Origin of the sequence: Tepidibacillus sp. HK-1, from assembly GCF_001748485.2 — a bacterium.
In the GTDB taxonomy this organism is placed as follows: domain Bacteria; phylum Bacillota; class Bacilli; order Tepidibacillales; family Tepidibacillaceae; genus Tepidibacillus_B; species Tepidibacillus_B infernus.
In genome coordinates, this window is the sequence record NZ_BDGM02000023.1 from 24,850 (window position 1) to 49,936 (window position 25,087).

General features: G+C 37.3%; 25 protein-coding genes. 7 read left to right on the plus strand and 18 right to left on the minus strand.

What is annotated here, in order from left to right; all coding sequences use genetic code 11:
• Positions 1–182 precede the first annotated feature (182 nt).
• From BEN26_RS11565 to BEN26_RS11600, 8 genes are all read right to left on the minus strand, one after another.
• Positions 183–2,357, minus strand: a complete 2,175-nt coding sequence (locus tag BEN26_RS11565) for a M56 family metallopeptidase (protein ID WP_069799461.1) — start codon at positions 2,355–2,357, stop codon at positions 183–185.
• The gene (locus tag BEN26_RS11570; RefSeq protein ID WP_069799463.1) at positions 2,354–2,722 is read right to left on the minus strand and encodes a BlaI/MecI/CopY family transcriptional regulator; all 369 of its coding nucleotides are present in this window, start codon (positions 2,720–2,722) and stop codon (positions 2,354–2,356) included. The genes BEN26_RS11565 and BEN26_RS11570 overlap by 4 nt, the downstream gene beginning before the upstream one ends.
• A gap of 169 nt (positions 2,723–2,891) precedes the next feature.
• On the minus strand, positions 2,892–3,629 hold the full coding sequence (locus BEN26_RS11575; protein WP_068725454.1) for a class I SAM-dependent DNA methyltransferase: 738 nt from the start codon (positions 3,627–3,629) through the stop codon (positions 2,892–2,894).
• Between the two features lie 234 nt (positions 3,630–3,863).
• Complete coding sequence (locus BEN26_RS13990; RefSeq protein WP_220126435.1) at positions 3,864–4,058, minus strand: NUDIX hydrolase; 195 nt, start codon at positions 4,056–4,058, stop codon at positions 3,864–3,866.
• Positions 4,030–4,488, minus strand: coding sequence for an ATP-binding protein (locus BEN26_RS11585; RefSeq protein WP_069799465.1), 459 nt, complete (start codon positions 4,486–4,488; stop codon positions 4,030–4,032). Before BEN26_RS11585 ends, BEN26_RS13990 begins: the two co-directional genes overlap by 29 nt.
• A gap of 274 nt (positions 4,489–4,762) precedes the next feature.
• Entirely contained in the window at positions 4,763–5,737 is a 975-nt protein-coding gene (gene istA, locus BEN26_RS11590) for an IS21 family transposase (protein ID WP_181482281.1), read from the minus strand.
• Between the two features lie 521 nt (positions 5,738–6,258).
• Entirely contained in the window at positions 6,259–6,624 is a 366-nt protein-coding gene (locus tag BEN26_RS11595; RefSeq protein WP_069799469.1) for a hypothetical protein, read from the minus strand.
• A gap of 68 nt (positions 6,625–6,692) precedes the next feature.
• Entirely contained in the window at positions 6,693–6,839 is a 147-nt protein-coding gene (locus BEN26_RS11600) for a hypothetical protein (protein WP_181482282.1), read from the minus strand.
• Positions 6,840–7,136: 297 nt separating this feature from the next.
• On the opposite strand from BEN26_RS11600, the gene BEN26_RS11605 reads away from it, so the two are divergent.
• Both BEN26_RS11605 and BEN26_RS11610 read left to right on the plus strand, forming a co-directional pair.
• On the plus strand, positions 7,137–7,703 hold the full coding sequence (locus BEN26_RS11605) for an RNA polymerase sigma factor (protein WP_069799473.1): 567 nt from the start codon (positions 7,137–7,139) through the stop codon (positions 7,701–7,703).
• On the plus strand, positions 7,700–8,482 hold the full coding sequence (locus tag BEN26_RS11610) for a DUF4367 domain-containing protein (RefSeq protein WP_069799475.1): 783 nt from the start codon (positions 7,700–7,702) through the stop codon (positions 8,480–8,482). The genes BEN26_RS11605 and BEN26_RS11610 overlap by 4 nt, the downstream gene beginning before the upstream one ends.
• Positions 8,483–8,525: 43 nt before the next feature.
• Here BEN26_RS11610 and BEN26_RS11615 read toward each other — a convergent pair whose 3' ends face one another.
• The 5 genes from BEN26_RS11615 to BEN26_RS11635 are packed head-to-tail and all read right to left on the minus strand — an operon-like array spanning position 8,526 to position 14,836.
• Entirely contained in the window at positions 8,526–10,001 is a 1,476-nt protein-coding gene (locus BEN26_RS11615) for an o-succinylbenzoate--CoA ligase (protein WP_069799477.1), read from the minus strand.
• 23 nt (positions 10,002–10,024) lie between these two features.
• Positions 10,025–10,843 (minus strand): 1,4-dihydroxy-2-naphthoyl-CoA synthase, encoded by an 819-nt coding sequence (gene menB, locus BEN26_RS11620; protein ID WP_069799479.1) that lies wholly within the window; start codon positions 10,841–10,843, stop codon positions 10,025–10,027.
• Positions 10,833–11,672 (minus strand): 2-succinyl-6-hydroxy-2,4-cyclohexadiene-1-carboxylate synthase, encoded by an 840-nt coding sequence (gene menH / locus BEN26_RS11625; protein WP_069799481.1) that lies wholly within the window; start codon positions 11,670–11,672, stop codon positions 10,833–10,835. Before menH ends, menB begins: the two co-directional genes overlap by 11 nt.
• The gene (menD, locus tag BEN26_RS11630; RefSeq protein ID WP_069799483.1) at positions 11,656–13,428 is read right to left on the minus strand and encodes a 2-succinyl-5-enolpyruvyl-6-hydroxy-3-cyclohexene-1-carboxylic-acid synthase; all 1,773 of its coding nucleotides are present in this window, start codon (positions 13,426–13,428) and stop codon (positions 11,656–11,658) included. The genes menH and menD overlap by 17 nt, the downstream gene beginning before the upstream one ends.
• Positions 13,418–14,836, minus strand: coding sequence for an isochorismate synthase (locus tag BEN26_RS11635; protein ID WP_069799485.1), 1,419 nt, complete (start codon positions 14,834–14,836; stop codon positions 13,418–13,420). The genes menD and BEN26_RS11635 overlap by 11 nt, the downstream gene beginning before the upstream one ends.
• Positions 14,837–15,043: 207 nt before the next feature.
• Between BEN26_RS11635 and BEN26_RS11640 the strand changes: the two genes are divergently transcribed.
• The 3 genes from BEN26_RS11640 to BEN26_RS11650 all read left to right on the plus strand — a co-directional run bounded on the left by BEN26_RS11640 (position 15,044) and on the right by BEN26_RS11650 (position 17,234).
• A complete protein-coding gene (locus BEN26_RS11640; RefSeq protein ID WP_069799487.1) occupies positions 15,044–15,430 on the plus strand; it encodes a PaaI family thioesterase in 387 nt (128 codons plus the stop codon).
• Between the two features lie 133 nt (positions 15,431–15,563).
• The gene (locus tag BEN26_RS11645; RefSeq protein ID WP_069799489.1) at positions 15,564–16,592 is read left to right on the plus strand and encodes an aldo/keto reductase; all 1,029 of its coding nucleotides are present in this window, start codon (positions 15,564–15,566) and stop codon (positions 16,590–16,592) included.
• A gap of 171 nt (positions 16,593–16,763) precedes the next feature.
• Positions 16,764–17,234: an NUDIX hydrolase gene (locus tag BEN26_RS11650; RefSeq protein WP_069799491.1), complete on the plus strand. Its 471-nt coding sequence runs from the start codon at positions 16,764–16,766 to the stop codon at positions 17,232–17,234.
• Positions 17,235–17,236: 2 nt separating this feature from the next.
• Here BEN26_RS11650 and BEN26_RS11655 read toward each other — a convergent pair whose 3' ends face one another.
• On the minus strand, positions 17,237–17,803 hold the full coding sequence (locus BEN26_RS11655; protein WP_069799493.1) for a GNAT family N-acetyltransferase: 567 nt from the start codon (positions 17,801–17,803) through the stop codon (positions 17,237–17,239).
• A gap of 177 nt (positions 17,804–17,980) precedes the next feature.
• On the opposite strand from BEN26_RS11655, the gene BEN26_RS11660 reads away from it, so the two are divergent.
• Positions 17,981–19,033: a CapA family protein gene (locus BEN26_RS11660; RefSeq protein WP_084818819.1), complete on the plus strand. Its 1,053-nt coding sequence runs from the start codon at positions 17,981–17,983 to the stop codon at positions 19,031–19,033.
• 20 nt (positions 19,034–19,053) lie between these two features.
• Here the strand turns inward: BEN26_RS11660 and BEN26_RS11665 are convergent, their stop codons facing one another.
• Positions 19,054–20,163 carry a UDP-N-acetylmuramoyl-tripeptide--D-alanyl-D-alanine ligase gene (locus tag BEN26_RS11665; RefSeq protein WP_255421899.1) on the minus strand — a complete coding sequence of 370 codons (1,110 nt, stop codon included), beginning with the start codon at positions 20,161–20,163 and terminating at the stop codon, positions 19,054–19,056.
• Between the two features lie 229 nt (positions 20,164–20,392).
• Between BEN26_RS11665 and BEN26_RS11670 the strand changes: the two genes are divergently transcribed.
• Entirely contained in the window at positions 20,393–21,721 is a 1,329-nt protein-coding gene (locus BEN26_RS11670) for an FMN-binding glutamate synthase family protein (protein ID WP_069799497.1), read from the plus strand.
• 78 nt (positions 21,722–21,799) lie between these two features.
• On the opposite strand, the gene BEN26_RS11675 is transcribed toward BEN26_RS11670, so the two are convergent.
• From BEN26_RS11675 to BEN26_RS11685, 3 genes are read right to left on the minus strand one after another with little or no spacing between them, the layout of a single operon-like run.
• Positions 21,800–22,501, minus strand: a complete 702-nt coding sequence (locus tag BEN26_RS11675; RefSeq protein WP_084818820.1) for a LutC/YkgG family protein — start codon at positions 22,499–22,501, stop codon at positions 21,800–21,802.
• Positions 22,498–23,919 (minus strand): LutB/LldF family L-lactate oxidation iron-sulfur protein, encoded by a 1,422-nt coding sequence (locus BEN26_RS11680; RefSeq protein WP_069799499.1) that lies wholly within the window; start codon positions 23,917–23,919, stop codon positions 22,498–22,500. Before BEN26_RS11680 ends, BEN26_RS11675 begins: the two co-directional genes overlap by 4 nt.
• Positions 23,916–24,647 (minus strand): (Fe-S)-binding protein, encoded by a 732-nt coding sequence (locus BEN26_RS11685; RefSeq protein WP_069799501.1) that lies wholly within the window; start codon positions 24,645–24,647, stop codon positions 23,916–23,918. Before BEN26_RS11685 ends, BEN26_RS11680 begins: the two co-directional genes overlap by 4 nt.
• Positions 24,648–25,087 lie beyond the last annotated feature (440 nt).

Consider the following 25,087-nt stretch of genomic DNA (forward strand, 5'->3'; position numbering starts at 1 on the left):
TTTATCAAGTGAAACTGCTTTAGAAAAAGAACGTTCTCCGACCTTTCACATAACGTTCTCGTATCCCCGACACCTCTGAGCTTACAGGTAATTGCTAATGCCTTGTCACACTTGACAGGCTAACGCAACAACCTACTTGGTTTCATGCATTTTTAAATACTTCAACTTTAGCGTTAGGCATCTTATTCGCCCATAGTCAGGTCGCTGATCAGCCAACGGTCATTGACCTTTTGTACTGTAAGCGTGACCGGGTGCTTGGCAGCAGCTCCGCCGTTAACGAGCTCGACACTGGTGACCTTAATTATTTCTCCGTACACGATATAGTGGTTTGTATCGCCTCTTTCCATCCGCAATATCTCAATCCGGTCAGGCCAATGGCTAGAAACCTCTCTACCAGGTGCACTTTGCGGATCAGCCTGCCATTTTTGCATCAGTTCCGGCGTTACATAATCACTGTAGTTTTCTGCGATGCTTGCAGCGACCAAATCATTGGGAGCCGTGAGGGAAACCATTTGCAGCTTTTTCCCGAATCGTTTCACTAGGGTTTGCACGGCCTGTTCGTCACGTTTATAGTCATTCTTTAACATTTGAATGATTTCGATAAGTTCAGCAAGACTTTCCTGATTCTCAGCAAACTGCCGTACATCACCACCGACAATCCTCTCAGCGTCAGCACGGGTATAGGTGAATTTAAAAGGAGTTGAGGAAAGTAATTTATTATTCCAAGAGCCCATATGAGTGATTTCCTCAGCATTGTTGATCAAACCAAGAAGTAGAATAGAGTTTCTTAAGAACTGTTCCTCGCTTATTTGGACAGAATCATCCTCCAAACTGTAATTGATCTGCACGCCATAGGGAGCTTTAGATGTGAACAGTTCAATCGAATCACGTTTCACTCCTTTCGGCAAAGGCAGAGCATCAATAAGGGCTACAACCTTTGCATTGTCGCCAATATATTGCATTTTATTTTCCAGCAAAGAATTAATGTTATACATAGCCGTGCCGTTCTTACTGGCAAATACCTCTTCGAGTCGTTTTAAGATATCCTTCTGGTTAATAAGATCAAAGCTAAAACTTGGTTTTACGTTGTTATCAATCCAAACCGGAGCGACATGAATGATGTAACGGTACTCCGAAATGCTGTTATTTATATCATCATAATATGAAATCGAATAACGGCTGTTGGATCCACCGCGAGCTTTGCTTAATTCCTTTTTTGGTATGCGCATCTCCTCCACAATTTCCGTTACCTTAGCTATTTCATTTGTATCGGTCAGAATATATTCGTCACCACTGATCTCATCAACAATACGCACCATTGCCGGTACTCTCAGACTGTTTTGGCCTAAAAAAAGAGATTGAGTTTCAGGATGCTCATAAATACTAAATCCTTTAATAGGATTTGAAATCAGAACAACCGCTAAGATTATTACTGCAATAGTTGAAGTAGCAATAACCCAAAATGCTGGCTTTTTATAATTTAAGATGTTTTTTATTCTTGCTATGATATTGCCTTCTCCAAAAGCAAATGGGCTTGGTGAAGGTGTTTTCTTAAATGTTGCTAAGGCAAGTAGAGAGTCGCTGTAGCCAGCGATATTCTCGCTGCCCCTTATTTGCATAACCCGTTCATCACAGGACATTTCCATATCCTTGGTCATAAGGGAGAAGCTCAGCCACATAAGAGGATTAAACCAATGGATTACAAGCGCGAGATAAGCAATTGGCTTGGTCAGATAATCAAGCCGTTTAATATGGGTTTGCTCATGGCACAGGATATATCCTCGCTCCTGCTCTGTAAGGCTTAGTGGCAGATAAATTTTTGGTTTCACCATTCCGAAGACAAAAGGACTGCGAATTAGATCCGTTTCATAAATATTACTCGTAACAAATGTAGCCATACTGATTTGCTTTTTCAGACGTAGGTAAGAGGTCATGGCAGATATGAGTAAAACGGCTATACCTATAAGCCAAATTAGTGTCCCAAGAGTAATCCAAACTTGCATCGGGTTTACGCTTGCTACAGGGATCGCAGTCGGCAACGAGGCGTTTATAGCTGCATTCACGCTGTCAACCCCCGTATTTACTGTAGGTACCTCCATCTTGCCGATATCCTGCATGATGTACTGCGTTGAAGAAGCACCGGTTTGTACGGGCTGGATGAGTCCTAAAAGGCTAAACGACGAGGAAAAACTGAAAGGGAAAATCAGCCGAAATAACACAACACTCCAGAGGGCATAGGAAAACACTTTTGGAGCCTTTTTCAGCAGCAAACGGGCGATCATCACGGCAATAGCCACATAGCTTGCCGTAATGCTCATATTAAGTGTGGAAATAAAGACATCTTCCAAAAAGCTCATTTTTGACCCTCCTTATGGAGATCTATCAGCCGTTTCATCTCCTCGGCTTCATCATCAGAAAGGGTTTTATCATTTAGAAATGCCGCGATAAATTTAGGTAGCGAGCCGCCAAATGATTTTTCAACGATAACCTCGCTTTCATATTTTTGAACCTGCTCACGCTTAATAATAGAAGAAACGATGAAATTCTCATTCTTAAGTATTCCACGGTCACTCAATTTGCGGAGTACGGTGTAGGTTGTGGTTCTTTTCCAACCCAATTTTTCCTGACACAGTTCTATAAGCCTTCGGGTCGTTAGTGGTTCTTCATCCCATACAATACACATAAACTTAAACTCTGCGTCAAACAGCTTATATTGTTCCATATTTTCAATGCCCCCTTCGTTTGTCTATTCCAGTAGACAATATTAATCTATTGAAATAGACAAACTTTGTCAATAGAACAGGGAACATGACATCCATTATGATATTTACCAGGTGTACACACTCACCGGCTATACAGACATGGGAATATTTTGCGGAAATATATATCAGTTACTTACAAATATATACGTTTCTGTATTCCTCATCTGGATGGTCGATTCTGTTAAAATTAGTATCTGTTATACTGATTTCTTCAAAGCCAACTTCTCTAAGAAGATTGATTACTTCAGTTGATGAAAAAGCAATTTCTGTAAATGTGTCTTCAAAACTATCAAATAGCCCATTTTCTTCTTTAAAAAATACCGTAAATGAAGCAGTAGAGATTCCTTTATCTTCATAATGAATAGCTTTTTGGATCATATAATTTCCTTTACTGTCTTTATTAATCTGAATACTATTCCAACGTTCCTTTAAAGCTTTCTGTGTATTACAATCAAATATGAACATTCCATTATTATTTAAATGATTTTTAACTTGGGTAAAAGTTTGTTTCCATTCATCTATTGTAAGAAGGTGGTTTATTGCATCATAAGTACAGGTAATAAGATCGTATTTCTTATTCAAATTAAAATTCCTCATATCCTCATGATAGAAATTTATATCTACGTTTTTCGATTTTGCGTTTTCTCTTGCAAATTCTAGCATATCTATTGAAAAATCAAGTCCTTCTGAGAGAAGACCTTCTGTAACAGCTTTGATAGATAGTACTCCTGTACCACAAGCAATATCAAGGTGATTAGATGGATGGAAATTTTCCTGTTTAAAATAATTTTCCATTTGATCCCACAATTTAAGAGGAAACTGACTCCAACCGAGACGATCATAAAATTTAGCTATTTTCTCATACAAGGTTATTCACCTCTTCAATATATTTCCGATAAAATCCCGTAAATTCACAAAGCCCGGTTATTTCTTTCGTTGTCTGACCGTGTTTTCAATAAATTATTAATCATTTTTCGTTTTCTTAAAATCCTGTTTACGAATTGCGCCTCGTTGTTTTCTCATTTCAAATAAAAGTTCAGTAAACCAGTAATCTATAAAATTGCCCTCTCTTACTAATTGTAATATAACATCCTTGCTTGCTCATTTAACCTTTTGAACTTCTTCATATTGCAGTGTCAATGATTCAATATCTATTTCTCGTTCAACTAGATAATAATCATCAAAACCTTCTTCAAAATTTATAGCAAAAAATGGTCGCTCATTTGACAAATCAATTCTATAACCTATTTCCTCAAACGTTTCTCTCTCAGCTGCTTCTATACTTGAATGATCCATTTTGATGTTTCACTAGTAGAATGGATACGAGATCAGAGACTCGAAAAAATCGTACATTTTTCCCATTCTTACAGGCTTCTATACCAGTAGCGATGGCTAAATGGGTTGTTCCAGTTCCCACACTTCCAAGCATCATGATGTTCTCATTACGTTCCATAAATACCAAGTCTTTTAATTCTTCAAATGATAAAGAATCATTAAACGTTGTTGCTGCTGAGCCTAGTTCATAATCCTCGAATGTCTTCTGTTGGCTGAATCCTGCCTTTTTAATTAATCTGTTAATCTTTGCTGATGCTCGTGCTTGAATCTCCGACTGTAATAATGTTAACAAATATTCTTCCTTAGATTCATCATTCAACTTTGAATACACCTTTGGAATATGCCCTAATCTTAACTGTTTACAGCACTGTTGTATCAATTGATGGCTCATGGGGTTACACCCTCTTTCGACAGTTGGTCATATACATCCAGGTCTGGGTCATAATTTTTAAATATGTTCGGTGTATAATCCTCCTCTATACTTTCCATGGTGGAAACAGGGTGTGTAATTTGATACAAGGTGTGATATAAAACTCCTTCTTGATCTTGCTGGTATACTGATGTTCTCTCAATCGCTTGTGAGATTTGATTGACGCTATAACCCCCATCTATCTATTTAATTAGCCATCCAATCCGTGACTTTCTTTTGTTAAGGTCGGAGATATTCACATAGATTTGTACCGTTGGAGGTAACTGTGAATAAATCCAAGCATAAGTAGCTGCTTTTGGTTTCTTATGTATAATTCAGCTTTCCAATCAATCTCATGCTCCTTAAACGAGTAAGGACGCATAAATTCTCCTAAAATTTTATAATGTTGATCCATCACCTCAACATAATCCCAGTGAATCTTTAATAGCACAGACTTTGTAAGGGTAGGAAGAGGAACCATCCAGTTTCGACGTGTATATCCCACTTTGTTTTCTACGTTTCCCTTTTCATGCCCCTTTCCAGCATTGCAAAATTCATATTGAAATCCATAGTGCATTGCAAACTGTGTAAACTTTTCTGTTGTTTTGCGATCTCTGTAATTCTCTATTTTCACGACGGCTGCAGAGAGATTGTCAAACCATATTTTCCTTGGAACTCCCCCAACAAGCTGCATTAATTGCTGTAATCCAGTTAGAAAGCTTTCTATGTTTTCACTAGGTAATAACCAAATATACGCGGCATTACTGTATGGGAAAGACATGGCTAAGTATTTTATTTGAATGAGTTTTTGGTTATGATTTACCTCTGCTGTACCATAATCGACCTGAGCTTCACCATCAGGATGTTGAAGATCTATAAATTTATCTGTAGTTTTAGTTAACTCTTTCTTTTTCTTTGCAACGTATGCAGTAACGGTACGTATTCCTCCTGTAAAGCCACATTCATCAACTAAACGCTGATAAACTCGGATTTGTGTATGTCTTTGTTTTTTAGGTTTTCTCAAGTCCTCCTCTAACCATGTGTCAATAATCTCTATATAGTCTCCTAAGATTGGATAACGTTTTTTTCTTTCTTTCAAATCTAAGTTCCAATCATCTTTATCTGCATATTTCTTAGCTGTTCTCCAATTAATATTCATTTGTTTAGCAATACTATTAATTGCTAAGTCTTCTCGTTCCCTCAAGTGTTTGATATAATTTTGTTGAGCCATTGCTAGCATCCTTTCTGTTTCCCCCTCATGAAAATATTAGCTGTGTTTCCATGAAAGAGGTTAATAGATTTTGGGATGACTGGCAAGGCTTTTTATTTAGCAGCTTGCTTATTTCTCTATTTTATTCAGCTCATAAGGTTTATCCATCTTTAATTCATAAACAATGAATTCATACGCAACATTCTCGGGATCAAGATTCCCCACTTTAAGTCCTTCATCTACCTCTTTTTAAAGTTTTTTAAGTTCCTCTAAATTACGATTGACTTTTATCCACGTTAGCCCTGGCTCATTTTATATGTCTATGATTTTTTCCGATGTTGTTGTCTGTGTCTGTTCCAAATCGTTCTGACTTTGTTGAATTTCCTCTTGATTATTCGATTGATTTTGAGTTTCTTTTTCATTAGTTTGTTTAATCCAATCATTTAAGCCAAATTGTCAAACGGGATCAAAATTAAAATCCCGTTTAGAACAAGCAAGAAATCCAATTAAAAGACAAAATCTAATAAAGATTTCTGTCACATTTATTTCAGATTGATTGTTTGAACTTTATATCCCTCGTCAGTTTTTACTACAACCATTTCGATTTTTTTTTGATTATATTCGGCTTGGTTATTTTCCATAATAGGTTCTATTACTACAATCGTTCTACTTCTAAACGATTTGATGCCCTTAGTGTAATCTTTTAATTTTTCATAAATCTGTTTTTTTTCTTCAGAAGGCAATCCTTCATTAAAATATTTTTCAAACTCGGTATACTTAAACGGTTCCTGAATAGATCTCATGATTAACCAAGCAGCATCTCCTGGCTCTTTATTTGAAAGTTTTGGTGAACAGGAAGTCAATAACAATAGAAGAAGAATAGTAATAAAACCAAGGTGTTTTTTCACGATTTTACCTCCCCCAAAAAAGGTTATGCTTAAATTATAGCATAACCTTTTTAAAGTTATTATTAGTTTTACATTGGATAAGGTGTTCCTTGTTGAACCCAATCTCCTTCTAGGACTACTTCACCACCAAAAGAATTATCATAAATTATTCTTTTTTGTTCAAATCCATTCACAGCCATATTAGCTAAAGCATTATCATCATGGAAATTCTCCATATATACCCATTGAAGAGGTAAATAGCCGTCAGTTCTGTAATAAGGTGTATATTGAAGCTCTCCTTCTTCAGGCGAGTGTAATTTATATGTCCAATAATCATTGCAATAGGGTTTGACTTTCTAAACCCAGTTAAAACATCAAAATTTTTCACAAAAGTTTTTGCCATTAATTGTTCTTTATAACCTGTTTGGATTGAAAATACATCACTTTCATCCGGCCCAATTGTTAACCATATCAACATTTGCTAATCTACGTTATAATAGTTAAAAATTGCCTAAGTTTAGGAGGTGAATTACTTGGCTCAAGAATATTTTTTGAATGTAAAAAAGAATGACCTCTTCAAAGAAGAGATTTTTGAAAAATATTATTATAAGGTTTACTCAACAGCCTATTACATCACAAAAGATGAATTCATTGCTCAAGATGTCACACAAGAAACCTTTATTAAAGCCTTTAATCAATTTCATACTTTAAAAGACCTTAACAAGGTTGGTCCCTGGTTAGGGAGCATCACGACAAGAACAGCAATTGATTTTCTAAGAAAAATAAAAAAATGGAACGATTTTACGATTAATGACGTCTATATAGATAGAAACCCGTCTAATCCACTAATTTCTCCTGTTGAAAAAATACTTGAAGATCAATACCTAAGAAAACTAATCCAAGAACAAGCATCAAAATTAAAACCTGATTACAGGGAACTATTAATATTAAAATATGACTATGGTCTCAAAGATGAAGAGATTGCGGAAAAATTACACCAAAGTCTCGGAACAGTAAAATCCAAGATTCACCGAGCGAAACAAAAATTAATAGAAAATATTCGAAAGCAAATGAAAGGAAAAGGAAGTGAATTAGGATGACCGATCAAAAAAATGTTAATTTTGATCAATTGATGAAAGAAGTCATTCTTGAGGAAATCGAAAAATGTCCACCTCCACGATTGTCAAAGGAAGAAGCATGGGAAGCGATTCAAAAGAAATTAAGAGAAAATAACAACCCATGGAAAAGATTTTTTCGATCGAAGAAAAAGTCATTGTATACTTCTTCTCTTATTCTTATTCTACTACTTACAGCTATACTAATCCCACAAAACGGTTCAGCATTTAGTAAAGTAACAGAAATCTTTTTTAAGGTGAAAGGGCCAGTAACCCAATTGTTTACAAGGGTCAGTAGTCAAACAGATCAAAAAGGTAAAAATCCCCCTCCTGATTCGGATCAATTTTCTGTTGTTGAAGGTTCCGAAATTGTGAGTGTTCAAATGAGTCTAGAAGAAGCGAAAAAAAATACTGCTTTCCCTATTAAAATACCAAAACAAGTTCCTAGTGAATTTAATTTGATGAATGTAACCGTATTGCAACAGCAAAATGAAAAGAGTGATAACATCTATCTTCATTTTAGGAGTGATACAAGAAGTTTTTCAATTAACGAAATGACGATTGGTGACGGATTTGGCTCAGGTTCGATTGTGGATACTGATGATACAAAAGTGGAAAAAGTGTTATGGTATGATCGGGAAGCTTCATTATTAACATTTAAAAATGGGATTGTGAAACTTTTCTGGGTGGACCAAAATCTTTATTATTCGATTGAAGGCCAATTAACAAAAGAAGAAATCATCCAAATTGCAAAGTCCTTATAAACAGAAGGCGGAAAGATTTTTCCTTCCACCTTTTTTTATATCACTATTTGCTCTGCAATTGTTCGACTAATTTTCTTCTTAATAGTTTTTTTGCAGCGTTTCGAGGGAGTTCGTCTACAAATGTAAAGGAGACGGGAACTTTATATTTTGCAAGTCTTTCTTTACAAAACGAGATCAAATCTGCTTCCGTAACCTCTTGTCCTTCTTTTACTTTCACAAAGGCCACAGGGATTTGTCCCCATTTTGGATCAGATTGACCCACCACTCCGGCTTCTTCAATGGCAGGGTGTTCTAAGATAACCGATTCCACTTCGGCTGGGTAGATATTTTCTCCACCCGATATGATTAAGTCCTTTCTCCGGTCAAGAACAAAGAGGAATCCATCTTGATCAAGATAACCTATATCACCAGTACGTAACCAACCATCATAGATTACTTCGTTTGTCGCTTGTTCATTTCCAAAATAGCCTTTTGTTACATTAAACCCTTTTACAACGATTTCCCCTGCTTCTCCTGCCTTCATTTCCCGATCTCCATCTACAATTTTTATTTGTGATGGGAATAAGGGTTTACCGGCTGAACCCAATTTATCCAACATATACTCTGGTGCAAGGGTAACGATCTGCGAAGCGGTCTCTGTCATTCCATAGGTTTGAAACACAGGAATCGCTAACTGTTTACTTTTGGCAAGTAATGGTTGAGGGATCGACCCGCCTCCTAAAAGGACACAGCGAAGGGACTCCGGATAAGAGGAGTCACCTAAATCCTCGATCATCTGAGAAAGCATGGTACTCACCACGGAAATAAGAGTCACTCGATCTTCTTTTATCGATTGATTCACCTTTTTCGCATCAAACTTTTTATGTAATACGACAGCAATCCCATAGACCACACTTCGAACCAAAATGGATAAACCACTGACATGGAAAAATGGTAGACAAGCTAACCAGCGATCATTCACATCTAATCCTAAATTTAGTGCAGAGCCAATTGCGCTCCACCAATGGTTACCATAGGTTAACATAACTCCCTTTGGTTTTCCTGTAGTACCCGATGTATACAAGATGGTAAAAGTCTGGTTTAAATCAATCTCAGTTTGAATGGCACCTTCAATTAGTTTGGTACGATAAAGTTCTTCTACACGAACTACTGATAATCCCTTACCATTTGGTTCTGGAACTTGCTCCGCATATTCTTGATCAAAAAGTAAATAGTCTACTTTTGCATCTTGCAATTGATAAGCAATTTCTTGTCTGCTTAATCTTGTGTTTAATGGAATCACCACTGCACCCACATAGGTTAAAGCATGAATGATTTCAACCGTATACAGGTCGTTATTTAGCAAGAAGGCCACATGGTCTCCTTTTTTCATGCCTAAACCATACATGCGATAAGCGAGCATTCGTACATTTTGGTGCAATTCAGAAAAGGTCCATGTCTGGCCTTCGATCTGTAATGCGATACGATTAGGGGTAAGCTCAGCTCTTTTATAAAGCCAATTCAACATCTTCTCTTCCATCTTCCTTGGCCTCACTTAATGGCTTATGGAAAACGTGGGAATTGCTTAAAGTCTGGATTTCTTTTTTCTTTAAAAGCATCGCGACCTTCTTTTGCTTCATCGGTCGTGTAGTAAAGAAGGGTTGCATCCCCAGCCAATTGCTGTATTCCAGCTAATCCATCTGTATCAGCATTAAAGGCTGCCTTTAAGAAGCGAAGAGCAGTTGGAGATTTTTCTAGCATTTCTTCACACCATTTAACCGTCTCTTCCTCTAGCTTTTCAAGAGGTACAACTGTGTTGACCAAACCCATTTCTAAAGCCTCTTGAGCGTTATATTGGCGACATAAGAACCAGATTTCTTTTGCTTTTTTATGACCAACGATCCGGGCAAGGTAACCAGCACCATAACCAGCATCAAAACTACCTACTTTAGGTCCTGTTTGTCCGAAGATGGCATTATCTGCGGCAATCGTTAAATCACAAACAACATGTAACACATGGCCACCTCCAATTGCATATCCAGCAACCATTGCAACTACTGGTTTTGGAATGACACGGATCAAACGCTGCAAATCAAGCACATTTAAACGAGGGATTTGATCATCACCTACATAACCACCATGACCACGTACCTTTTGGTCACCACCTGAACAGAATGCTTGATCACCTGCTCCTGTTAAAATGATGACACCGATTTTGGAATCATCCCTGGCATAGGCAAAGGCATCGATCATCTCCATCACTGTTTTTGGACGAAATGCATTTCGCACTTCAGGACGGTTGATCGTAATTTTTGCAATTCCATTGTATGTCTCATACAGAATGTCTTCATATTCTCTTTCTTTTACCCACTCAATAACCATTATAATAATCCTCCTTTGTTTTATGTAATGCTAAATGATTCTTTAAAATATTGATATATTGAGCTGGTTGTTCAAGATGAACGGTATGACCAGCATGTTCAACAATAATATGTTTGCTATCCCTCAATCGATTAACCATTTGCTGCCCAATTCGGCAAAACTTCTCATCCATGTCACCAGTAATGATCAGTACGGGTAGTTCAAGTTGGAGTAAATGCTCCCACCATGACGGTTGTTGACCTGTCCCCATTCCGCGAAGACTATTTGCAAGACCCAATGGATTGTTTTTTAACCGATTTGAACGAATACGTTGTTGTAGATCTAGTGGTAACTGTTTTTGCGTTGAGAAAAGTGGGATATTTTCCCAATAATCTACAAAAGCCTCAATCCCTTTCTCTTCGATAAAATCAGCTAAAATCCTATCCTTGATCCTTCTCTCCTCTCTTTCCTCCTTTGAGTCAATTCCTGGAGATGCACTTTCTAAGATTAAAGAAAAGACGCGATCAGGATACTTGATGGCAAACGTTAACGCCAACCTTCCCCCCATAGAATAACCTAACAGATGTATTTTATCTAGTTTTAGCTCTGTTAAGATTTGAATTAAATCATCGCAAATTTGTTCAATCTCATAGTGATTTGGATCACTAGGACTATCTGATTGCCCATGACCTAAAATATCTACCAGCACCAGTTGATAGAAAGGACTTAGAGCTTGAATCAAAGGTTCCCAGTTTTCCATTGACCCAGTAAATCCATGAAGGAGCATCAAGGTAGGACCTTGTCCAACCACCTTAACATGATAGTAAACCTGGTTAACCTCGATTCTCATCCTGATCAACCTGCACTTTCCATTTTGAAATCTTTTCAGATAAAGAATGCCAAAGCTTCCGATGAAGTTGCTCATTTTCCTGGCGATTCGTAAGGATTTCGATAACATCAAGCCCTACGGTTGAGAGACTTTGATTTACGGCTAGACGGAATTCTTGCCAATCCTTGATTCGCTTATAACGTCCGCCATACATCTTCACCACATGTTCAAATTCCAAATCTAGTGGCGTACCAAACAACAATTCAAAATGCTTCTCTTGTTTGGATTGCGGTAAAAAGGAGAAAATTCCTCCACCATTATTGTTAATTAAGACAATGGTTGCATTTAATTGATGCAGCTTAGCAGCTAGCAATCCATTTAGATCATGATAAAAGGATAGATCGCCAATCACTAAAACTAAAGGAGAACCTGACACAGTTGCTCCTAATGCACTAGAGACAACCCCATCGATTCCATTGGCTCCTCGATTAGCCATCGTTCGTAGTGGCTTATCCGTGTTAGCCAAAAAGGTATCCAAATCTCTAACAGGCATACTATTTCCAACAAAGAGAATTGCATGTTCTGGAAGAAGCTGCTGTAGTTCAATGACGACTTGTCCCTCAAATAAGGATTCCATCTTACCAAAGGTTTGCATATGGAACTGACTGATTTCATTTAATTGCTTCCATTTTGTCCCCCATAATGAAGGTTCTTTTCGTTTTTCTAGATACTCAGCAAGCGAGTAACTAAAACGGATTGGATCAGCATAAATCATTTTGGATGCCATCAGGGTTGGTTCTCGCCAGCCTTGATCTTGATCAATAATGATTTGACGTGCCTCTGAATGGTGTTGTATATACTGTAACAATGCTTTTGAAATCGGCATTGCCCCAAAACGGAGAATCAACTCTGGTTTAAAGCTCGTTTTTACTTCGTCATTGCGTAAAAAGGAATCATAGCTATCGATCACCCATTGCTTGCTATGGCTCCCCGTGCGAAGAGGTGACAATGGATCAGCTAAAATTGGAAACTGAAGCTTATCTGCTAATCGTGTAAGAGCTTGACTAAGTTCAAGGTGATCTTCAGGCCCACAAATAATCAAACCATTCTCAACTTCCTGCAGCTCTTCAGCTAGAAGCTTAAGTTCATCACTGCTTAGTTCTAGATTCCCTTTCGTCACTTTTATGTATGGTTTCCCTTCACTTCTACCCTTTTCCCATAAATCTTGTAAATCTAAGTTGGGAACAAGAGGTTCACGCAAAGGAAAATTAAGATGAACAACTCCCGCTGGCCCATTTGCCGCCATTGCTACTGCTCTTCCAGCCATCGTACGAACATAATGTAACATAGAGAACGTGCTCTCCGGTAAGGCCATATCCACAAACCATTTTGCGTATCTTCCATACAGATGGATTTGGTCAATGGCCTGTGGTGCTCCTACATCCCTTAATTCGTGTGGACGGTCTGCCGTTAAAACCAATAAAGGAATTCTAGATTGATGAGCTTCCACAATCGCTGGCAAATAGTTCGCAGTTGCAGTCCCAGAGGTACAAAGCAGTACGACAGGTTTTCTCATTTCTTTTGCCATCCCTAAAGCAAAGAAACCTGCAGATCGTTCATCAGCATGCATCCATACTTTGATTCTAGAATGCTCTGCCATCAGGATAGCGATTGGTGTAGACCTTGATCCTGGGCTAACTACAGCATCACAAACACCTAACCTTGCTAGCTCGTCAACAAAAGATGCGAGGTAATAAGTCATTGCCTCATTGCTCATTTATTTTACCCCCAATTGCCTTTAACATTGGTCTAAATTTAATCATCGTTTCCTCATATTCACTCTCTGCAATGGAGTCCTGCACAATTCCGCAACCAGCAAACAATGAAGCGAACCTGCCATGAATCATTCCCGAACGAATCGCCACCGCAAATTCACCATTTCCCTCGCGATCAAACCAGCCAATAGGAGCACCGTACCAGCCCCGATCTAAGATCTCTTCTTTTCGAATCAATTCCATAGCTTGACTTCTTGGATACCCACCTAAGGCAGGGGTAGGATGCAACCGCTCCACCATATCTAAGATGGAAGTGGAATCACTATAGCCGACAATCGGGGTATACAGATGTTGAACATCTTTTAATTTATATAATATGGGTTCAGATGGAGTCACTACCTTACTACACCCTTCTTCCATTACAGATCGAATCATTTGTACCACAAGATCATGTTCATAGCGATTTTTACGATCATGTAGTAGTTGTTGGCCTAATTCTACATCTTGTTCAATGGTTTTTCCACGACAGATGGTTCCTGCTAAGCAAGTGGTTAAAAGTTTGTCACCTGCTTTTTTCACCAATCGTTCAGGTGAAGCGCCGAGAAAACATTTTTCCCCGTTCTCTATTGCAAAAAGATAGCTATCTGGTTGTTGCTCACGTAAACGAATTAGGACATGTTCTGCAAAAATAGGTTTAGTTGTCTGAAGTTGTAATTCACGAGCTAAAACAACCTTCTCTAAATCTCCTTGTTGAATGTGCTTTGTTACCTTCCTTACCGAATTCAGCCAAGTTTCAGGGTCTACCTCTTGAATCATTGGCTGTGTCACTTGGTCTCCTTCATTATTCAAGTTTTCATTCTCTTGTAATAATATATTTAATTCATTCCCAAGTTTCTTAGCAAGAAATTCAGGATGACCCTCCTTAGTAACTTGAAGGTTGATTGTTAACCAGCTTTCTCCTTTAATCTGAGTTAACATAAAAGTAGGTAGAAACAGGATTCCCTCTTTAAATTCTTGCCATAAACTTGATTTTGATTTATAAGGATCAAAAGAAAAACCACCAAGCAAAAGCGGGCCTGTTCCTATCCCTTTATTCTCTGAATCATTATTTAATAGAACCTGTTCTAATAATGTTGCCCATTTTTCTTTGACCGACTGAAATGGCCTCGTCTTTTCTGCTTCTATTACATAGGTATGTCCAACCCCTACAATCGACATTTCACCAGCAGAATCCGACCAAAACATTCGTTGTCCAAAAAATAGCGCTGATGCATTCTTAAAGAATTGTAAAGGATCTAGAGATTTTATCTTTTGTACAAATGATAGGATCAAGGGTTGTTCCTTTCGTGTTGCATGCTTTATCCCATCAAAAATCCATTTGGAATATCGATCTTGATTGATTGTGATCATATAAATCACCTCGAAAGAAATGAACCATAGTTCAGTTTAAAATTAAAAAAATGAATCAACGTTCATTATTTTGTTTCCTTTATCATTATATCGATAAATCATCTAATTGAAAAGGATTGACTTCAACAAGTAGAACAATGATAAACTTAAAGAGATCATAAACAAAGAATATTTATATATGTAACAATATTATTGGAGGTGCTAATGATGGATTTGATTAAAGATACGATTCATGAAGCATTAGGAATCGAAATTGTAAAATTGGAACAGGATCAAGTGGTTTTAATGATGCCTATTGGCCCGAATTCAAGGCAGCCATTGGGTTACCTCCATGGTGGTGCGTCCGTTGTTCTTGCCGAATCCGCTGCAAGCATTGGAACGATGCTAAATATTGATCAAGAGAATCAAGCAGCGTTTGGAGTTGAGATCAACGCCAATCATCTTCGTAGCAAAAAAGAAGGAATCATTTATGCGACGGCAACCCCTGTGCATAAGGGAAGAACCATTATGGTTTGGCAAATCGATATTACCGATGAAGAAAATAAAAAAGTTTGTGTTTCCCGATGCACAGTGGCCATTACAACTAAGAGATAATGTATGAAAAAGATAATCCTTATGCCATATTTATGATTTCATTTTCTCTATCTATCTTTTTTCAACCTATCTTTTTTCAACATGTTACACTATAATCATAGTGATAACATTTAAAATAACGAGGTGAAATATGATGAAATACCGTCAGTTACCAGGAAACGATTTTAAAGTGTCTGAAGTAGGGTTTGGGGTCTGGACTGTTGCAACCAAATGGTGGGGTGTGACAGATGAAGAATTGGGAAAGAAACTTTTACGTTCTGCTTATGAAGATTACGGAATCAATTTCTTTGATACAGCAGATGTTTATGGGAATGGACGTGGTGAAACCATCATAGCGGAAGCATTAAAGGATAAACGCCAAAACTTATTTCTTGCTACAAAAGGGGGTTACGATATTTATACGAACCGTGGTGAGAGAACAGGTCACTCTGAACTTCCGCAAGATTGGCGTCCTGAATCGATGCGTCGTTCATTAGAAGAAAGTTTAAAACGACTACAAACTGACTATATTGATCTCTATCAATTACATAATGCAAGAATGAGCACGATTCAAAGTGATCTTGTAATCGAAACACTTGAACGATTTAAAGAGGAAGGGAAAATTCGTTTTTATGGTGTAGCTTTAGGTCCAGATATTGGTTGGGAAGAAGAAGGGCTTGCCGCCATTGAAAAATATGATGTGGTTCATGTGATTAATAATATTTTGGAACAAGATCCTGCAAGGGATTTTTTCCCTCATGCAGACCAACATCAGACTTCCCTGATCGTTAGGGTACCACATGCCTCTGGTCTATTGGATGGAACTTATGATCCTGATAAACACTTTGATAAAAGCGATCACCGTAACCATCGTCCAATCGAATGGATGAAAGCTGGTTTAGAGGTTGTTCGCGAATTGAAACCATTATATCAAGAAACCGATCGGACAATTGGCCAGTTGGCGATTCTCTTTTCCTTAGCTAGACCTTCTGTAAAATCGGTCTTTCCTAATATAACAAATGAACAGAATTTAAAAGAATTTGCCGAGAGCTCAGATAAACAACCACTTACTCAAGAAGAATTGGATCGAATTAAATCCCTCTGGGTCAATGGTTATGCTGAAAGGTTAGCCCAACCTTTTTCCAATAGTAAAAACAAACCTGCTAAACTTGTAGTACAATAAGAAGTAGCCTATAAAGGTATAAGTACCGTCTTTTTTTGCCCACCTAAAAGGTGGGTATTTTTCTTAATTGTCATCAAATCTTTACATTTTCATCAAGTTTAGACATCAAAAAAAGAAAAAAATCAACTATACTTTTAATAGACTTCATTTTTTAAACAGGGGGAGTAATAGATGGAACAAAAATTCTTTGTCACTTGCCTAATGGTGAAAAACGGGGAAATTCTTATGCTTCAGAAGGAAAAAGGTCGCCATATTGGATCATGGCTATTTCCTGGAGGAGAAATCAAAGAACATGAAAGTCCTTTTGATACTGCAAAAAGAGAGATTCAACGAGATACAGGCCTAAGCTTAAATACCCTAGAATTAAGAGGAATTGTTAATTTCATGATGCAGCCAAAGCCAGAGGATGAGGTTTTGGCCAAAACGACCTTATATGTCTTCTATTCAGAAGATTTCAGTGGAGAACAAAAGGAATCAAATAAAGGAAAACTAGAATGGATTCCGTTAAATGAGATTTGGAATCGTCCAGTTGGCAGAAATGATAAACTCTTTATTCCACAAATGTTAGAAAAACAAAAAGTTAGCTTTGCGAGATTTTATCATGATCGAGATAAAACGCTTGTACGTTATCTCATTGATTAATACTACAATCTATTGATACCACAAGAGATGATTTTAAAATCATCCCTTTTTGTTTGAAATAAACGAAGGGGTTTCCCTAGCTTAAATTCCTTTCTTCGTAAAAGTTCTTGATATTCTCCTACTTCTGGCTCTTTAACATATGGCAACTTTTGCAAAGCCTTAATTGAGCGTAGATTTTCTTGATCGACAAAAAATAAAACGACTTCTATATTCATTTCTTCAAAAGTGTCATTTAAGGCCTTTTCTTTCAGTTGTTGATTAAATCCTTTTCCCCAGTCTCTTTTTCTGATCCATGTACCCATTTCTGCTACACGATTATCCTCATCAATCTTTAGAAGAAAAACACCACCAATCATTTCCCCGTTCTGATTCCAAATGGTTCGATGATAGGCTTGCCCTATCCATTCTAACCATTCGATCTGCTTTAGCCATTCTGTATAAGCTTGATAAGAGAACAAGGGGAGATCCAAATATCTTTTAACCTCTTCTTTTTTTAGGTAGTTGTACATATTTACTGCCCATTCCCATTGAAAGGGCTTAAACAGAAGTTGATTTTTAGCTACCACCATTTCTTTTCACCATCAACGATAGATTTTATGCTTTTTTTAGTATAAACCACATAAACCGTATCTTTTCTTTTCGCATAAACTATAAAAAAACATCATGATTGGATTTGTATTATTTATTATAACAATCGTATGTATCTTACCATAAAAGTGTAACGAATTGGAAAAGGAGGGGATATAGTGTCGACTGAAATCGTAGTTTCAGCTGTTGGAGATATTCTAATGTGGAACAGTCAAATTGAAGCAGCTAGAATCCCAAATAAAGGAAGTTATTCATTCGACCATATGTTTACAGAAATCGCACCTTATCTTAAACGTGCAGATCTCACCATTGGCAATCTGGAAACAACGCTTTCAGGAAGGGAAAAAAAATATCAACAAAAAAATGAGAAAACTGGTTATCCCATGTTTAATTGCCCTGATGAATTAGCACCAGCACTGAAAAAAGCAGGCTTTGACGTGATAACAACTGCTAATAATCATTGTATGGATCGCGGTATTAAAGGGTTGAAAAGAACGTTAGACGTTCTTGATCATTTTAATATTGAACATACAGGTACATTTAGAACATACAAAGAATCCAAAAATTTACTGATAAAAACGATCAAGGGGATTAAAATAGGGATCCTCAATTATACGTATGGCACCAATTATATTCCTGTACCGAAGGATCATCCTTGGTTAGTAAATCGGATTCACCTAAAAAAGATCTTAACTGATCTTTACTTAATTAAACCAAAAGTAGATGTAACGATTATTTCTTTACATTTCGGTAGAGAATTTCATCGTTATCCTAGCAAAAAGCAAATAGAAATAACTAACACACTATTAAAACACGGAGCAGACATTATTTTGGGTTCGCATCCCCATGTGATTCAACCCATGATTTTTAAAGACATTACAAGGTTTGATGGAACCACAAAAAAGGGGATCGTGATTAACTCATTAGGGAACTTCATTTCCAAACGAATGTGGAAAAATATCCACACAGAAAGCGGAGTTATCGTAAATATTACTGTTGAAAAAAATGAAAAAGGAGAAACGAATATTAAAAAGATTGATTACGTCCCCACATGGACACAACAGAATCATAAACTTCGCAAAATTCGTTATAGAGTCTTACCTATTGAAAAGTTCTTACGCCAACCAGACTCTCATTTATCCACCGAAGAGATTCACACAATGAAAAAAATATGGAAGAACACGACAACTCATATAGAGCAAAAAATATAGAGCAAAAAAGCCATTTATAATCAAATGGCTTTTTTGCTGTACGCAATCAGATATTTTACGGTTTCATTCATTCTAATTCCATGTGATGCCTTCACTAAAATCGTCGTATTTGGCCTTAAATACTTAGTGAGAAAATGATTTAATTTTTCTTTGTTGGTAAAGTGAAATACTCTTTTTGGAGGAAACCCTAATTCTTTAGCTGCCTTTCCAATCAAGGTTGCATCTTTTCCATATGTGTAAAGGTAATCCACTTTTTTCTTTACAATGTATTTTCCAACTTCTTGATGAGCTCTTTTTGAGTATTTTCCCATTTCTAACATTGTACCTAAAACGGCTATATTCATTCCCTTCCCTATTTGCGATAAAACATCAATCGCTGCTTTCATCGCATGAGGGTTGGCACTATAGGTATCATCAATGATTTTTATGCCATTTGGTAGTTGGTAAATATTAAGTCTTCTCCATGGTCGCTTAAATGATTTTAATCCTTCTTGAATTTCTTTCGGTGTAAAACCTAAATGGTTTGTCACTGCGATTGCACTTAATGCATTATAAATATTGTGTTTACCTAAGGCTGAGATGTAAAATTCATATTCTTTATTTACTAATGATACCTTAAACGTCATACCATTTCTTAGATAATTGATATTCTTCGCCTGAATATCTGCCTTTTGATCAATTCCCACGGTTAGTATTTTCCCTTTAAACTTCTTGGTATTTAATAATTTAGAATATTCATCATCCGCATTGATTACAAGTAAGCCTGTTTGTTTCATATATTGAATCAGTTCTGATTTTGCTTTGGCAACACCCTCAATCTTTCCATTAAAATTTCCAATATGTGCTGTTCCAACATTTGTAATAATTCCAATGTTTGGTTGAATGATCTGGCAATGTCGTCGAATCCCACCTGCATGTAACATTGCATATTCAAGCACAAGAGCCTTATGGTAGGGTTGAATCATATTTGCATATTTTGCTGTATGTTTGTAAGTATTGGCATTACCTTGTGTTTTTAAAATTTTATACCGTTTTTGTAGAATAGATGCAACCATTTCCTTTGTTGTTGTTTTACCAGCACTCCCTGTTATCGCGATGACAGGAATACTAAGAATCATAGGATTAGGCAATACAAAATCCCCTCCCCCCATCTGCCATTAATAGAGCATCTTAATGTTATACTATGTAAAATGCTAATCAAATGTATAGGCAAAGATGAAAAAAACCTCTTGGGCTTGGTTTTAATATCGGTTGCCCAGGTGTCCATCCTGCTGGTGTTTCTTCTGTATAGTATGAGTTTGGATAAATTCTATTTTCTATCAAATACTAATTGAAGAAAATTTAGGAGGTGATTTTTACTTGCTTGAATACATTTTCAACAAAATCTTAAACAGTATGACTGATGAGATGATTCACAAGATCATGACAGAACCCTATGATAATAATTTGTTAGAAGGTCTTACTGTTACACAACGATTAGGAATTCGTTCTATCATAGAGGCTGGAATTAGAGCCCAATCGGGACAAAGTATCACTCGCCCTTTAGGAAGTCCAATCAATCATTCTCATTGGGATTTACTCTACTTGAATTCGACTCAACTCTTTCAATTACCTACGATGGAAGGAGTTCCTATTGATACGAGTGTAACGATCGGACCGCGTGCAAAAAAACCACTTCATTTAAGTATACCAATCATGATTACTGGCATGTCCTATGGAGGTTCTCTAAGCTTAAATACTAAAGTAGCTTTAGCAAAGGGGGCAACCATGGCTGGAACGAGCACCAATACGGGTGAATCGGCCGTTTCTGATGAAGAGAGGTCTGCTGCTGCTCTACTCATTGGTCAGTTAAATCGTGGACACTTTATGATGCCAGACGACCTAAAGCAATTAGATGCAATTGAAGTTCAGCTTGGTCAAGGGGCATACGGAAATGCTACACCTTCCACAAAAAAAGCGTCAGAAATCGATGAACATTTAAGAAAAACTTGGCGATTAGAAGAGGGCCAAGACGCAGTCTTTAGCTCTAGGCTAAAGGGAGTAAATAGTCCTCAAGATGTCATCCAACTTCTTAATCAATTAAAACAAGACTATGATGTACCCATTGGAATTAAAATAGCGGCCAATCACCATATCGAGAAAGAATTGGCAGTGATCATCCAGTCTGATGTGGATTACATTGTAATTGATGGGGCTGAAGGAGGAACAGCTGTTGCTTCTTCCTTACTACAAGACCATGTTGGATTGCCTACCATTTATGGACTTTCCCGGACAATCCGCTATTTAGAAGAACAAGGTGTACGAGATAAATATCAAGTGATCATCGCAGGAGGGATGAAAGACCCTGGTGTATTCTTAAAAGCAATAGCTTTAGGGGCAGATGCAGTCTATATTGGAACCATTGCCTTAATGGCCTTAGCACAATCTCAAGTAGAAAAAACATTACCATTTAGTCCTCCACCGCAACTACTACTTCATACTGGTAAAATGATTGACAAATTAGATATTGAAGAAGGAGCTAAGCATTTAGCTAACTTCTTAAACTCATCGATTGAAGATATGAAACTTGCAGTTATTGGGTTAGGGAAAACTGCTTTTAGTCAACTAAGTCGAAACGATCTAGTCAGTGTAAATAAGGATTTGGCAAACGCATTAAACATTGGCTATGCAGGAGAGCCAAACCCTTAATCTTTTCAAATGAATGACAAAGAGCCCACAAATGTAAAAATAGGCCTCTTTTCAAAAAAAAGAAAAGAGGCTTCTTTATCAATCAACAACCAGAACATATAGTTTTTTAGGTCCATGAACCCCAATAGTTAACACCATCTCAATATCAGAAGTACGACTAGGCCCGGAAATAAAATTGATCAGTGAAGGGAGCTGACCTTTTTCATTTAGTGTTTCTTTAATTTTTTTCATCGCTTGAGTAATCCTAGGCACAATTTTTTCAGCGGGTAAAATAGCGATATGAACTTCAGGCAATAAGCTCACGCTTCTTCCTCTTCCACCTTGGTTAAATAGCATGATCGTACCTGTTTCAGAAAGCCCTAAGTCGGCCATCGTAATCCCAATTTGGCTTTGTTCAGCATAAGGGACTAAGGAATCAAACTTTTTATTTATATCCCATTTCACATATTCTGCTTTCCCTTGTAAATGTTTCTCAAGTTGATATCCCTCTAAATCAGGATCATCCCAAGTAATGACTTTTTTGGCTTGATGTTCAACAATGATTTGGTCGATTTCTTTTGTTACCATATCAGAAGAAACTCTTTTGACATGTCCACCAATATCCTGCAAATTCTTAATAAATTGATTAATAAATCCATTTTGATCTAAATCTTGATACAGATGATCCCAAGGAAAATGCTCATGCTTTGGTGAAGTAACACCTGACTTTCGATCACGACCTAGTCTTTTGGCCAGATGATTTAAGAACTTTTCTTGGTTTTGATTTGTCATTATGCTCATTGTTTACCAGCATCCTTTCCTTCTTTATTCCACCAATCTCTAAAAGTCTCTTTTGCTGGTCGAGGCAGATCCTTGACATCTGTCCAATTCTTTAAAACGGGTAATGATTTATCAAAATATTCATTTTTTGTAAAGGGACTAGATAATGGTCTTGCAGCCTTTATTGCTTTTTCATATAAGCCTTGATTGCCCATCACCATACCAAAGCCTTTCATTGCAATCCTTTCAGCCCAGGCAGTTTTCTTGCTATCCACATAATCCTTACGATGTTCCACCAACAATTCAGCTAATGGAATCTTAACAGGACACACCTCTGAACATGCATAACACAATGTTGAAGCAAAAGGTAACTCCTTGTGTTCGTCTTTTTCTCCTAATAATGGTGATAAAACGGCTCCTATTGGGCCTGGATAAACGCTGCCATAGGCATGACCGCCAATATGGCGATAGACTGGGCATACATTGATACATGCACCACAGCGGATACATTTTAGGACCTCTTGATATTTTGTCCCTAGAATTTCGGAACGTCCATTATCGACGATGACCACATGTAATTCTTCCGGACCATCCACATCTTCTTCCCGCTTTGGACCCGTAAAAGCGGTTACATAACTTGTGATTTTCTGCCCTGTCGCAAATCTTGGCAACAAGGAAACAACGACGTCTAAATCCTCCCACGTAGGTACAATTCTTTCCATTCCCATAATTACAATATGGGTTTTGGGAAAAGAAGTAGACATACGAGCATTTCCTTCATTGGTTACCAATACAAAGGAACCCGACTCTGCTACAGCAAAATTACAACCAGTAATTCCAACCTCTGCCTTTAGATATTCCTGACGTAGTTTTTGTCTTGCAAACGCCGTTAGCTTTTCTGGATCTGCAGGTAACTCTTCCCCAGCTACTTTTGAGAATAATTCTGCAACCTGTTCCTTATTTTTGTGAATAGCGGGAACAATAATATGAGAAGGTTTTTCTCCAGCTAGTTGAATGATATATTCACCCAAATCTGTCTCAACCATCCGGATCCCAATCTCTTCTAAAGCTTCATTAAGATGCATTTCTTCAGATACCATTGATTTTGATTTAACAATGGAATGAGTATCTTTTTCCTTCATTACTTTTTTAATATAGTCTAAAGCATCTGAGTCTGTTGGGGCAAAGTGTACATGTCCACCTAACTTGCGCACATTTGTTGCAAATTGTTCTAAGTAGCTATCCAAATTCTCGATTGTGTGTCTTCTAATTTGGCTTGCCCTTTCCTTCCATTCTTCGATATTGCCTAATTCTTCCGACCTAGCCTGTCTTCCATCACGAAATCTAGTTTGTGCCCGCTGAAGCGAAAGTTTAAGGAATTCATCCTCCTTTGATTTTTTTACTCGATCAACGAAAGCTTGTTGGGTTTCATTACTCATTTGTTCGCCAACCCCCGTTCTAATAATTCTGCGATATGCATCATTGGAAGCGGTTTACCATTATGACGTAACCGACCACCAATGTTCATTAAACAAGCCATATCGGTTCCAACTAAGATCTTAGCCCCTGTTTCTAATACATGCTCAGATTTCTCTTGAACCATTTCCTCAGATATCAGGTGATTTTTAACTGAAAAGGTTCCACCAAATCCACAACAATCCTCTGCATTTGGAATAGGCACAAATTTTAATCCTTTAACCGCTTTCAACATTGCCTCTGGTTGATCAACAACCCCCATCCCTCTACGTGTATGACAAGCAATATGCAAGGTTACTGCTGTATCCAACTCTGCCCCCACATCGGTAATACCTAATACATCAACAAAAAACTGAGAAAATTCATACACCTTTTTAGATAATGCCACTGCCTTTGGATACCATTCTGGGTCATTTTCAAAGAGTTCTGGATAGTGAACTTTTAACATTGAGCTGCAAGAACCAGATAAGCCAATAATGTATTCACTGTTTTCAAATGCTCGTATCATCTGTTTAGCTGCTTGACGAGTTTCCTCCATGTAACCACTATTATAAGATGGCTGTCCACAACAAGTTTGTCCTTGTGGGAAATCAACCTCTACGCCAAAACGTCGTAACAGATTGACTGCCGCCTTCCCCGCATCTGGATAAAACATGTCTGTAATACATGTTGCAAAAAGCGATACCTTCATTTCTCCTCACACCCATTCATAAGATTGTATGGTCATCAGATGACCTGCCTATAAAAACAACCTCATCACATCATGAGGTTGTTCTATGATCTACTCCTTTTATTTTATTTCACATATTCTGTAAGTACAATAGAAAATTTTTAAAATTTGCCACTTTTTTTAATGAAAAAAAGAGATTACATCAATACTTTTATTCCCCAATTTTGCAACACATTTAAACAACTATTAACCCGAAAGCATTGATTTCATTGATGTTTCCGGGGATTTTTATTTTATTTTTTGTCATATTTTAGTAGACTTTTGTAGAATAATATGGTATAATGAAGGTAAAATCGTATTCAATTAAGGGAGCCATGTTCATGTTTCTTAGACAAGTGAAAAATAAAAAAACTGGTCGCATTTATTTATCCATCGTACAGAGCTATCGGGATGCTAATAGT